This window comes from Modestobacter sp. VKM Ac-2986 (assembly GCF_026967795.1).
Classification (GTDB): Bacteria; Actinomycetota; Actinomycetes; order Mycobacteriales; family Geodermatophilaceae; genus Modestobacter.
Genome location: NZ_JAPVBH010000004.1, coordinates 150,210 through 162,203, shown reverse-complemented (window position 1 = coordinate 162,203; position 11,994 = coordinate 150,210). Strand labels below are relative to the sequence as shown.

Here is an 11,994-nt window from a genome sequence, read left to right as displayed (position 1 = left end):
CAGCAGTGGTGACTCGAGAGCGCTCCGTGGCGTTCCGGGTGTGACGGGTGTGACCGCCGGTGCAGGTCGGGCGCGAGTGGCGCAGACAGCGGCGTGGCACGCCGACGCGCGGGCGCCGGATCGGGCCGGTGCTCATTAGGCTGGCCGTCATGCCCGACCGCTGTGAGGTGCTCCCCGGAGACTCTGTCGTCGCCCGCCGTGGCGGTGGCCTGCTGTGGGTCGACGCCCCGGGGTCGCCGGCGCTGGTCGCCGCCCTGCACGCCTGCCTGGGGGTGGCCGGTCCCGGCGCCGACCGGGTGCTGGCCGCCGTCGCCGGGCAGGTGTCCCGGCTCGCCGACGGCCCGGCGTCCTTCGCCCTGGTGCTCGCCGACACCTCCGGTGGCACCGGCGCCGGTGTCGCGCTGTGGTCGGGCAAGGGCCAGCCGGCCGTGGACGGGGTCCCGGTCTCCGGCTCCTCGGTCGACGGCTGCACCCTCGCCGCCGGCTTCTCCCTCGGCCAGACCCTCTACGTCGGTCCCGGCCAGCCCGCCGCCGCCATGCCGCCGGGCGTCGCCCTCGACCTGGTCGAGGGCACCGTGCCCGGCTCCGGCGCACTGCTGCAGCTCGCCGCCGCGGCGTCGTCCGCGGTCGTCGCGCCGCCGGCCGGCCCGCTGCCCAGCGGTGAGTCCTACACCGCCGGCTCCGACGCCGGGTTCGGCAGCTCCAGCCGCATCCCCAGCCAGGCCCCCGGTGGCGAGCAGACCGCGTTCTGGCGCCCCGAGCCGCCGGCCGCGCCGGTGCTGCGCTTCGACGACGGCATGGTCGTCACCGTCGACGAGGACCTGGTGCTCGGTCGCCGTCCCGACGGCCACGACCTGGTGACCAGCGGCAACGCCCGCCCGGTCCCGATCGCCGACACCCAGAACGTGCTCTCCTCCGCCCACGCCGCCATCCAGCGGTCCGGTCGCGAGGTCTCCCTGACCGACCTGGGCTCGCTCAACGGCACCCACGTCGCCGGCCCCGAGGCCACCGAGTGGACCCAGCTCGAGCCGGGCGTCCCGCACCCGCTCACCGACGGCGACCGGCTGCTCCTCGGCTGGACCGTCATCACCTTCGAGCAGACCCCCGAGTAGGCCCGAGGCTGCGCAGCAGGGCCCCGTTCCCGACCTCGGGAACGGGGCCCTGCTGCGTCCGGGCCCGGTCTCCGTCCGCAGTGCACGTGTTCCGTCCGCAGTGCACGCGTTGCACCACGTGCACTGCGGACGGAACGCGTGCGACGAGCCCGGCGGCCTACTCGGCGTGCGGGACCGGCGCCGGCGTCCTCAGCACCCGCAGGGCCCAGACCGACCGGCCGGGCAGCTGCGTCGCGCCCGGGGGCAGGGCGGTGGGCCGCGGGGGCAGGCCGGTGGCGTACTCGGTGGCCAGCGCCAGCTCGTAGCCGTCGCCCCAGGGCGCGCCGGGCAGGACGACGTCCACCGGCTCGGCGCCGGCGTGCAGCCAGATCAGCCAGGAGTCGTCGACGACCGGCCGGCCGCGCTGGTCACGCAGCCGCAGCCCGCGGCCGTCGAGGTACATGCCGACGGTCTGCAGCTCGTTGTCGAACCAGTCGTGGCTGGTCAGCTGCTCCCCGTTCGGGGCGAACCAGGCCAGGTCGCGGGTGCCGCCGGAGCCGGGGATCTCGCTGCCCTCGAAGAAGGCCTCCTGGCGCAGCACGGGGGAGTTGCGCCGCAACCCGACCGCATGGGAGACGAAGCTCCACAGGTCGGGGTCGATCGCGGCCCAGTCCAGCCAGGAGACCTCGTTGTCCTGGCAGTAGGCGTTGTTGTTGCCGCCCTGGGTGCGCCCCAGCTCGTCGCCGGCGGTGAGCATCGGGACACCGGTGGACAGCAGCAGCGTGGCCAGGTGGTTGCGCACCTGCCGCGCGCGCAGCTCCTGCACGCCCCTGTCGTCGCTGGGCCCCTCGACGCCGCAGTTCCAGTTCCGGTTGTGGCTCTCGCCGTCCCGGTTGTCCTCGCCGTTGGCCTCGTTGTGCTTGTCCTGGTAGGTGACCAGGTCCGCCATCGGGAAGCCGTCGTGGGCGGTGACGAAGTTGACCGAGGCGAACGGGCGCCGGCCGTCGGAGCGGTAGAGGTCGGAGGACCCGGTGAGCCGGTAGGCCAGGTCACGGACGCCGACCTTCGCGCCCGACCACACGTCGCGGACGGTGTCGCGGTACTTGCCGTTCCACTCCGTCCACGGCGGGGGGAAGTTGCCCACCTGGTAGCCGCCCTCGCCGATGTCCCAGGGCTCGGCGATCAGCTTGACGGTGCTCACCACCGGGTCCTGGTGGACGACGTCGAAGAAGGCCGACAGCCGGTCCACGTCGTGGAAGGAGCGGGCCAGGGCCGAGGCGAGGTCGAAGCGGAAGCCGTCGACGTGCATCTCGGTGACCCAGTAGCGCAGCGAGTCCATCAGCAGCGCCAGCACCGGGGGACGGCGGACGTCGAGGGTGTTCCCGCACCCGGTGTAGTCGGTGTACCGGGACGGGTCCTCACCGTTGAGCCGGTAGTAGCCGCCGTTGTCCAGGCCGCGGAAGGACAGCGTGGGCCCGGTGTGGTCGCCCTCGGCGGTGTGGTTGTAGACGACGTCGAGGATGACCTCGATGCCCGCGGCGTGCAGCGCCTTGACCATCGCCTTGAACTCGGTCACCTGGCCACCGCCGGAGCCCACCGAGCTGTAGGCGGCGTGCGGGGCGAAGTAGTTCAGGGTGTTGTAGCCCCAGTAGTTGGTCAGCCCGCGGCGCAGCAGGTGCGGCTCGCTGACGAAGGAGTGCACCGGCAGCAGCTCGACCGCGGTCACGCCGAGGGACACCAGGTGCTCGACGAACGCCGGGTGGGCGATCCCGGCGTAGGTGCCGCGCAGCGCCGGCGGCACGTCGGGGTGGGTCATCGTGGCGCCCTTGACGTGCACCTCGTAGACCACGGTGTCCGACCACGGGGTGCGCAGCAGGGTGTCGCCGTCCCAGGGGAACGAGTCGTGGATGACCACCCCGCGCGGGACGAACGGTGCGGAGTCGGTGGTGTTCGGCGACGCCGGGTCGCGCCGGTCGAACCCGAACAGGGCCTCGTCCAGGCGCAGCTCGCCGTCCACGGCGCGCGTGTAGGGGTCCAGCAGCAGCTTCGCCGGGTTGTAGCGGGCGCCCGAGGCCGGGTCGAAGTGCCCGTGCACCCGGTAGCCGTAGCGCTGGCCGGGCCCCACGCCGGGCAGCCGGCCGTGCCAGACCTGGTGGGTGGTCTCCTGCAGGCGCTGGCGGTGCTCGGTCCCGTCGGGGTCGAACAGGCACAGGTCGACCGCGCTCCCGCCGGCCGACCAGAGCGCGAAGTTGGTCCCCGTGCCGTCCCAGTGGGCCCCCAGCGGCGCCGGGACCCCGGGCCACACCTCCACCTGCCGGCCGGTCGTCGATGCGGTCACCCGGAGCATGGTGCCCGACTCGCACCGGACCCGGCGCCCGGAACACCCGGCGGGTTGGTTGGATGGGCGGTGTGTGGACACAACCGGTCGTCGAGGTCCGGGGCGTGGACGTCGTCCGAGGCACAGCGCACCTGTTGCGCGGGGTCGACTGGACCGTCCGGCCCGACGAACGGTGGGTGCTCCTGGGCCCCAACGGGGCGGGGAAGACCACGCTGCTGCAGCTCGTCGCCGCGCAGCTGCACCCCAGCGCGGGGGAGGTGTCGATCCTCGGGGAGACCCTGGGGGCGGTCGACGTCTTCGAGCTGCGGCCGCGGATCGGGCTGACCAGCGCCGCGCTGGCCCAGCGGATCGACCCCGCCGAGCGGGTCGGCGACGTCGTGGTCAGCGCCGGGTACGCCGTCGTCGGCCGCTGGCGGGAGCGCTACGACGTGCACGACCTGACCCGCGCCGCGCTGCTGATGCAGCAGTGGGGCGTGGCCCGGATGGCGCACCGGCCCTTCGGCACGCTGTCCGAGGGGGAGCGCAAGCGCGCCCAGATCGCCCGCGCGCTGATGACCGACCCGGAGCTGCTGCTGCTCGACGAGCCCGGCGCCGGGCTGGACCTTGGCGGCCGGGAGGACCTCGTGGCCCGGCTGTCGGACCTGGCGCGGGACACCCTCGCCCCGGCCCAGGTGCTGGTCACCCACCACGTGGAGGAGATCCCGCCCGGCTACACCCACGGCCTGCTGCTGCGCGGCGGCGAGGTGGTCTCGGCCGGCTCGATCGAGGAGGTGCTGACCGCGCCGCTGCTCTCCGACGCGTTCGGCATCCGGCTGGAGGTCCAGCGTGAGCGCGGCCGTTACAGCGCCCGGCGCGCTGCCTGACCCGGTCGGGTCCACCGCGGCACCGGGACGCCGCTCGCGCACGCCCGGCTGGGCCACCGTCCTGCTCGTCGTCGGCCTGGCCGTCCAGCTGGCCCCGCTGCTGCTGCTCGGGCACGTGCTCACCCAGGACGGCCCGGCCCACGTCGACAGCGCCTGGGTGCTGCTGCACCACGGCGACCCCGGCGTGGTCGGCGACGCGCTGCGGGAGCACTACCTGCTCGACCTGAGCCCGGTGCCCAACCTGCTCACCACCGGCCTGCTCGCCGCGCTGCTGCCGTTGCTGGGCCCGGACTGGGCGGAGAAGGCGGTGGTCGCCGGCTTCGTGCTGGCGCTGGTCCTCGGCCTCCGGTACGCGCTGCGCGGGGTGGACCGGCGGGCCGGCTGGCTCGCCGTGGCCGCACTGCCCTTCGCCGGCAGCCACCTGGTCGCCTACGGCTTCTACAACTTCGTCTGGGGCGTGGCCCTGTCGCTGATCGCGATGGGGGTGGCGCTGCGGGCGCGCGAGGGGTGGACGGCGGCGCGCACCGTCGCCCTCGCCCTGCTGCTGCTGCTCACCTGGTCCGCGCACCTGATGCCCGAGGTCGCCGCGGTCGGCGTGGTCGGCGCGCTGGCGGTGGGCAGGCTGCTGGCCTCCCGCCGGGAGGCCGGCTGGGGACCGGCGCTGCGCCGGCACGTGGCCGGGCCGGCGCTGGCGGTCGCCCCGACCGTGCTGCTCACCGGCTGGTACGTGGTCACCGGGGGCGGTGACCACGGCGAGGTCGTCGGCGGCCCCTCGCTGGTGCGGGTCGGCTGGCTGCTGTCGATGTACCGGCCGCTGGTCGTGGGCAGCTGGTGGGAGCTGCCGTCGGCGCTGCTGGTCGCCGGCACGCTGCTGGCCCTGCTCGTCGTCGCCGTGCGGCGGCGCGGTGCACCCGCGGACGGCGGCACCACCGACGCCGCGCTCGCCCGGTCCGACCGCGCCGTGCTGGGGCTGTCCACGGTGCTGGCCGCGCTGGCGGTGCTGGTGGTGCCCTCCCGGCTGGGGCAGGAGTACGGCTTCCTGCCCGACCGGCTGGCCTGGTTCCCGCCGCTGGTGCTGCTGCTGTTCTGCGCCACCCGGCTGCCCCGCCGGACGACGACGCACCGGCTGGTGGCCGGGCTGCTGGTGCTGGCCGCGACGGTCGCCGCGCTCGTGCGGCTGCCCACCCAGCTGGCCGACGAGCGCGCCGCCGACGAGCTGCTGTCGGTGGCCGCCGACATCCCGGCCGGGTCGACCTTCCTGGTGCTCCGGTTCGACGGGCACGAGGCGGCACTGGCCCCGCTGCCGCGCGCTCCCGACCCGCTGCGGCACGTCTCCAGCCGGCTGGCGATCGAGGCCGGCGCGGTCGACGTCGGGCACTACGAGGCGGCCTTCCCCTACTTCCAGGTGCGCTTCACCGCCGAGCCCGGGATCCGTGCCGCGATCGACCCGGAGCGCGAGGGGATCGAACGGGTGCCGCCCACCGTCGACCTCCCCGCCGCCGGCCGGGACCTGGACCACGTCGTGGTGGTGGGGCTGGACCGGGCCCCGGCCTGGGTACGATCGGACGACCGGACCTCGCGCGTGCTCGACGACCTCCGGGCCGGTTACGAGGAAGTGGCCGTCTCCGGACCGTCGGGGTACGCGTCGGTGTGGCGGTTGCGCGACACCGCGGTCGAGTAGTGCCCGCGCGGCACACTGCTCGTGGCCGGCGCCCGCGGTCCGCTGCCCGCTCCGGACCGCCTGGTCCGGGCCGCCGTCTCACCGCCCGCCCCGTCCCCGGGGTCGGCACGTCCCCTGGAGGAACCCTGTCCGAGTCGTCGAGCGCCCGTCGGGACGTCGCCGTGACCGGCGCCGGCCCGGCCGGTCCCCCCGCCGGTGTCTGAGGCCGGCCGCGGCCCGGGGCTGAGCGCCGCGGAGCGCGGGGCGACCGCCGTGGCACCGGACGCCGGGACCCCCGACGGCGCGGCCCGGGTCGGCCGCGGGGTGCTCGTCGCCGCCGTCCTGGCGGTGCTCGCCGGTGTGGTGCTGCGCTTCGTGGCGCCCCCGGCCCTGTGGCTGGACGAGGCGCAGAGCGTGGCCATCGCCCGCGGGGACCTCGACGGCCTGTTCACCGGGCTGGAGCAGGACGGCTCCCCGCCGCTGTACTACCTGCTGCTGCACGGCTGGATCGGGCTGTTCGGCGAGAGCGCCGGCTCGGTCCGCGCGCTGTCGGGGCTCTTCGGCGTGCTGGCGCTGCCGCTGGCCTGGGTGCTGGGCCGCCGGCTCGGTGGGCCCCGGGTGGCGCTGGCCTTCACCCTGCTGCTGGCCAGCTCGCCCTTCGCCATCCGCTACTCCAGCGAGACCCGCATGTACTCGCTGCTCGTGCTGCTGGCCCTGCTGGCGGCCGCGTCGGTCACCTGGGCGGTGTCCCGCCGGGGTCCGCTGCCGGTCCTGGCGGTCGGGCTGTCGTCGGCCGCGCTGCTGCTGACCCACTACTGGGCGGTGTACCTGCTGGTCGCCGCGGGGCTGGTCACGCTGGCCGCCCTGCGCGTGGACCGGGCCGCCGCCGTGCGCGTGCTGGCCGGGTTCGTGCTGGCCGGGCTGCTCTTCCTGCCCTGGGTGCCCACGCTGCGCTACCAGCTCGCGCACACCGGCACGCCCTGGGCCGCCGTCGGGGGGCTCGGCTCGATCACCACCGCGCTGGACGCCTGGCGCGGCGGGGTCGCGGTGCTGCCCCAGGTGCTCGGGCTCACCTTCGTCGTGCTGGCGGTCCTCGCCGTCGCCACCCGGCCCGCCGCCGACGGCGTCCGGCTGGGGCTGGCCCGCGGCCGTGGCCGCTGGGTGCTCGTGGCGCTCTCGCTGGGCACCCTGGTCGTGGCCGGGGTCGCCAGCCTGCTCACCGCCAGCGCGGTCTCCGGCCGGTACACCAGCGTCGCGCTGCCGGCCTTCCTCGCCCTGGTCGCCGTCGGCATCGTCGGGCTGCCCAGCCGCCGCACGGCCGCCGTGGTGCTCGCCGGCTGCGTGCTCGTCGGCCTGGGCCTGGCCGCCTCGTCGGCCCGCAACGACCGCACCCAGGCCGGCCAGGTGGCCCGGGCGCTGCAGGACGCCGCCCCGGGCGACACCGTGGTCTTCTGCCCCGACCAGCTCGGTCCCTCGGTCAGCCGGCTGGCCCCCGCCGGGCTGGACCTGGTCGTCTACCCCGACCTGCGGCCGGCCGACCGGGTCGACTGGGTCGACTACGCCGAGCGCAACGAGTCCGCCGACCCCGCGGCGGTGGCCGCGGAGCTGTCCGCCCGCGCCGGTGACGGCTCGGTCTGGCTGGTCACCAGCCGCGGCTACCGGGTGCCCTCGGACGAGGCGTGCGAGCAGGTGGGGGAGTCCCTCGAGGAGCTGCGGGGCGACGGCGGGCAGCTGCTGTTCGAGCCCCGCCGCGGCGCCGGTGAGGTCATGCGCCTCGAGCGGTTCCGCGCCCCGGTGCCGGCCGCCCCCTGAGCGGCTCGGTCGGTCCGGCCGGGTCCTAGGGTGCTGGGCATGGCAGCTGCGGAGTTCGTCACCCTGTCGGTCGCCGACGGCGTCGGCACCATCCGGCTGGACCGGCCGAAGGTCAACGCGATCGACGAGCAGCTGCACCTGGAGCTGCGCTCCGCCGCGCTGGAGGCCGGCGAGCGCGCCGACGTGCGGGCCGTCGTCCTGTACGGCGGTGAGCGGGTCTTCGCCGCCGGTGCCGACATCGCGGCGATGGCGCAGCTGGACGCCGGGCAGGTGGCCACCTGGGGCGCGGAGCTCACCGCGTCCTTCACGACCGTGGCGCGGCTGCCCAAGCCCACGATCGCCGCGGTCACCGGCTACGCGCTGGGCGGCGGGTACGAGCTGGCGCTGTGTGCCGACTTCCGGGTGCTGGGCGCCGGGGCCCGGGTGGGGCAGCCCGAGGTGCTGCTGGGGCTCATGCCCGGCGCCGGGGGCACCCAGCGGCTGGCCCGGCTGGTCGGCCCGGCGAAGGCCAAGGACCTGGTGTTCACCGGCCGGCAGGTCGGCGCGGTCGAGGCGGTGGAGATGGGCCTGGCCGACGCCGTCGTCCCCGACGCCGAGGTGTACCCGACCGCGGTCGCGATGGCCCAGAAGTTCGCCGCCGGGCCGCCGCTGGCACTGGCCGCGGCGAAGCGGGCCATCGACGAGGGGCTGGACGGCGACCTGGACACCGGGCTGGCGCTGGAGCAGCAGCTGTTCGCCGGGCTGTTCGGCACCGAGGACCAGCGCACGGGCATGGCCTCCTTCCTGACCGAGGGCCCGGGGCGGGCCACCTTCACCGGCCGCTGATGGGCGTCCCGCAGCGGCTGTCGTTCGTCACGCTGGGCGCCCGGGACGTCGGCCGGCTGCGCGCCTTCTACGCGGCGTGGGGCTGGCAGGAGCGGGACGGCGGCAGCAACGGCTTCGCCCAGTTCGACCTGGGCGGCGTCCGGCTGGCGCTGTTCCCGGTCGAGCAGCTGGCGGCCGAGGCCGCGCCCGAGGAGGCGCTGCCGGCGCCGGGTGCCTGGAGCGGCGTGACGCTGGCGGTGAACGTGGCGACCCGGGAGGACGTCGACGCGGTGATCGAGGTGGCGGTCGCGGCGGGCGCGCGGCTGGTCGCGGCCGCGGTCGACCGGGGGTGGGGCGGCCGCAGCGGGTACCTCGCCGACCCGGAGGGCACCCGCTGGGAGGTCGCCTGGCTGCCCGGGCTGGAGCTGTCGTGACCCCGCTGGGGGACCATGCCCCGGTGACCGCTGCCCGGCTGACCGCCTCCGACGTCGACCGCTCCGACCCCGGCGGACGGGCGTGGGTGGAGCGGGCGGTGGCCCTGGTCGAGGCCGACGCGCACCGGTCGGCCGACACCCACCTGCTGGTGCACCCGCTGCCCGTCGAGTGGGGGGTCGACCTCTACCTCAAGGACGAGTCGACCCACCCGACCGGCAGCCTCAAGCACCGGCTGGCCCGCTCGCTGTTCCTCTACGCGCTCTGCTCGGGGCAGCTGCACGAGGGCAGCACCGTGGTCGAGGCCTCCAGCGGCTCGACCGCGGTCAGCGAGGCCTACTTCGCCCGGATGCTCGGGCTGCCCTTCGTCGCGGTCATGCCGGCCACGACCAGTCCGGAGAAGATCGCGCTGATCGAGTTCCACGGCGGCCGCTGCCACCTGGTGCGCGACGCGGGCACCGTCTACGACGAGGCCCGCCGGATCGCCACCGACACCGGCGGGCACTACCTCGACCAGTTCACCAACGCCGAGCGGGCCACCGACTGGCGCGGCAACAACAACATCGCCGAGTCGGTCTTCGAGCAGATGGGCCGCGAGCGGCACCCGGTGCCCGAGTGGGTCGTCGTGGGCGCCGGCACCGGCGGCACGAGTGCCACCATCGGCCGCTACGTGCGCTACCGCCGGCTGCCCACCCGGCTGGCCGTCGTCGACCCGGAGGCCTCGGCCTTCTTCCCCGGCTGGCGGGACGCCGACCCGGCCACCACGGGCGCCGGGTCGCGGATCGAGGGCATCGGCCGTCCCCGGGTCGAGCCCTCGTTCGTCCCGACGATCGTCGACCGGATGATCCGCGTCCCCGACGCAGCCTCGCTCGCCGCCATGCGGCACCTGGAGCGGGTGACCGGGCGGCGGGCCGGCGCCTCGACCGGCACGAACCTGTGGGGCGCGTTCCGGCTGGTCGCCGAGATGGTCGCGGCGGGGCGCACCGGCAGCGTGGTGACCCTGCTCTGCGACGGCGGCGAGCGCTACGCCCGCACGTACTACGACGACGGCTGGGTGGCGGCCCAGGGGCTGGACCTGGTCCCGCACACCGCCGTCCTCGAGCACTTCGCCCGCACCGGGGAGTGGGTCGCCGACGGAGTGTGAGCCAGGTCGCTCCCCGTGCGTAGCCTCGGGACCGGACACGACCGACGAGCAGCCCGAGGAGGACGGCCGTGCACAGCGTGGTGCTGGTCAAGCAGGTCCCCGACCCGGCCGGTGAGCGCGAGCTGGACCGCCGCGACGCCACCGTCGCCCGGGACGCCGCCGACGCCGTCGTCGGCCCGCTGGACCTGCACGCCCTCGAGGCGGCGCTGACCCTGCGCGAGCGCGCCGGCGGCACGGTCACCGCGCTGACCGTCGGCCCCCCGCGCGCCGCCGGTGCGCTGCGCCACGCGCTGGCCACCGGCGCCGACCGGGCGGTGCACGTCGTCGACCCGGCGCTGCACGGCGCCTGCGCCCCGCAGACCAGCGCCGTCCTCGCCGCGGCGCTGCGCCGGGTCGGGTTCGACCTGGTGCTCTGCGGGGCGGCGTCCTCCGACGGGCGGCTCGGGGTGATGGCGGCGCTGCTGGGCGAGCGGCTGGGGGTGCCGCACCTGTCCGGCCTGCGCGCGCTCGCCGTGAGCGGGACGACGGTGACGGGGGAGCGGCAGACCGAGGACGGCTGGTGGGAGCTGGCGGCCGAGCTGCCGGCGGTCGTGTCCACCCACGCCCTGCCCGACCCGCCGCGGCGGCGGACCGTCGCCGGGATCCGGGCCGCCCAGCACCGGCCGGTGACCACGCTGACGCTGACCGACCTGGGCATCGACCCGGCGACCGTCGGCCTGGCCGCCGCCACCAGCCGGGTCGTCACCGCGGACGCCGGGCCCGCCCGCACCCCGGGGCGCACCGGCGACCCCGCGGAGCTCGTTCGCTTCCTGGCCGACCGTGCCCTCGTCTGAGGTGGCCGGCCCTGCGGAGGTCCTCGTCCTGGCCGAGCTCACCGCCAGTGGGGAGCCGACCCGGGCGACGCTGGAGGCGCTGACCGCGGCACGGGTCCTCGGCGCACCGGTCGCGGTCGTCCTGGGCGCCCCGGGGGCCGCCGCCGGTGCGGCCGCGGAGCTGGCCCGGTTCGGTGCCGGGCGGGTGCTGGCCGGGGAGTCCGCGGAGCTCGACGCCGCCCTGGTCGGGCCGCGGGTCGACGTGCTGGCCCGGCTGGTCGCCGACCGCGCGCCGGTCGCGGTCGTGGTGCCGGCCAGCGCCGAGGGCCGGGAGGTCGCCGCCCGGCTCGCGGTGCGCACCGGCAGCGGGTTCCTCACCGACGTCGTCGGGCTCGCCGCCGACGGCACCGCCACCCAGCTGGCCTTCGGCGGGACGACGGTGGTGCGGGCGCAGGTCACCACCGGGACCCCGGTGCACGCCTGGCGCCCCTCCTCGCTGACCCCGGTGCCCGCCCCGGTGGCCACCGTGGTCGAGCAGGTGCCGGTCGAGCTGTCGGCGACGGCGCGCGAGGCCCGCGTGGTGCGGCGGGTGGCCGGGCCCGTCGCCGGCCGGCCGGCGCTGACCGAGGCCTCGGTGGTGGTCGCGGTCGGCCGCGGGGTGACCACCGCCGCGGAGCTCGCCGCGGTCGAGGAGCTGGCCGACGCCCTCGGTGCGGCCATCGGTGCCACCCGGGCCGCGGTGGACGCCGGGGTCTGCCCGCCGTCGTGCCTGGTCGGGCAGTCCGGCGCCCGGGTGTCACCGCGGCTCTACGTCGCCGTCGGCATCTCCGGGGCGGCGCAGCACTGGTCGGGGGTGCGGGCCGCGCAGACCGTCGTCGCGGTGAACTCCGACCCCGACGCCCCGGTGTTCGCGCTGGCCGACTTCGGGGTGGTGGGCGACGTGGCCACCGTCGTCCCGGCGCTCACCGCGCAGATCACCGCCGCCCGGGGGTGAGCCCGAGCACCCTCGCCCATCGGGGGGTGGCCAGGACGGGAGGC

10 protein-coding genes are annotated in these 11,994 nt (G+C 76.4%); 9 read left to right on the top strand and 1 reads right to left on the bottom strand.

What is annotated here, in order from left to right; translation table 11 throughout:
* The first annotated feature begins 149 nt into the window (after positions 1-149).
* On the top strand, positions 150-1,112 hold the full coding sequence (locus O2W14_RS11925) for an FHA domain-containing protein (protein WP_269176314.1): 963 nt from the start codon (positions 150-152) through the stop codon (positions 1,110-1,112).
* A 157-nt stretch (positions 1,113-1,269) separates the two neighbouring features.
* On the opposite strand, the gene glgX is transcribed toward O2W14_RS11925, so the two are convergent.
* Positions 1,270-3,429 (bottom strand): glycogen debranching protein GlgX, encoded by a 2,160-nt coding sequence (glgX, locus tag O2W14_RS11920; RefSeq protein ID WP_269176313.1) that lies wholly within the window; start codon positions 3,427-3,429, stop codon positions 1,270-1,272.
* 104 nt (positions 3,430-3,533) lie between these two features.
* Here glgX and O2W14_RS11915 point away from each other — a divergent pair, with 104 nt between their 5' ends.
* From O2W14_RS11915 to O2W14_RS11880, 8 genes are all read left to right on the top strand, one after another.
* Positions 3,534-4,292, top strand: a complete 759-nt coding sequence (locus tag O2W14_RS11915) for an ABC transporter ATP-binding protein (protein WP_269176312.1) — start codon at positions 3,534-3,536, stop codon at positions 4,290-4,292.
* Complete coding sequence (locus O2W14_RS11910) at positions 4,255-5,973, top strand: hypothetical protein (RefSeq protein WP_269176311.1); 1,719 nt, start codon at positions 4,255-4,257, stop codon at positions 5,971-5,973. The genes O2W14_RS11915 and O2W14_RS11910 overlap by 38 nt, the downstream gene beginning before the upstream one ends.
* A gap of 195 nt (positions 5,974-6,168) precedes the next feature.
* Positions 6,169-7,764 carry a glycosyltransferase family 39 protein gene (locus O2W14_RS11905; protein WP_269176310.1) on the top strand — a complete coding sequence of 532 codons (1,596 nt, stop codon included), beginning with the start codon at positions 6,169-6,171 and terminating at the stop codon, positions 7,762-7,764.
* A 39-nt stretch (positions 7,765-7,803) separates the two neighbouring features.
* Positions 7,804-8,589 (top strand): enoyl-CoA hydratase/isomerase family protein, encoded by a 786-nt coding sequence (locus O2W14_RS11900; protein ID WP_269176309.1) that lies wholly within the window; start codon positions 7,804-7,806, stop codon positions 8,587-8,589.
* Entirely contained in the window at positions 8,589-9,002 is a 414-nt protein-coding gene (locus O2W14_RS11895; RefSeq protein WP_269176308.1) for a VOC family protein, read from the top strand. Before O2W14_RS11900 ends, O2W14_RS11895 begins: the two co-directional genes overlap by 1 nt.
* Before the next feature lie 23 nt (positions 9,003-9,025).
* Positions 9,026-10,144, top strand: coding sequence for a PLP-dependent cysteine synthase family protein (locus tag O2W14_RS11890; protein ID WP_269176307.1), 1,119 nt, complete (start codon positions 9,026-9,028; stop codon positions 10,142-10,144).
* Between the two features lie 68 nt (positions 10,145-10,212).
* Positions 10,213-10,977 carry an electron transfer flavoprotein subunit beta/FixA family protein gene (locus O2W14_RS11885; protein WP_269176306.1) on the top strand — a complete coding sequence of 255 codons (765 nt, stop codon included), beginning with the start codon at positions 10,213-10,215 and terminating at the stop codon, positions 10,975-10,977.
* A gap of 1 nt (position 10,978) precedes the next feature.
* Entirely contained in the window at positions 10,979-11,950 is a 972-nt protein-coding gene (locus tag O2W14_RS11880; protein ID WP_269176305.1) for an electron transfer flavoprotein subunit alpha/FixB family protein, read from the top strand.
* The last annotated feature ends 44 nt before the right edge of the window (positions 11,951-11,994 follow it).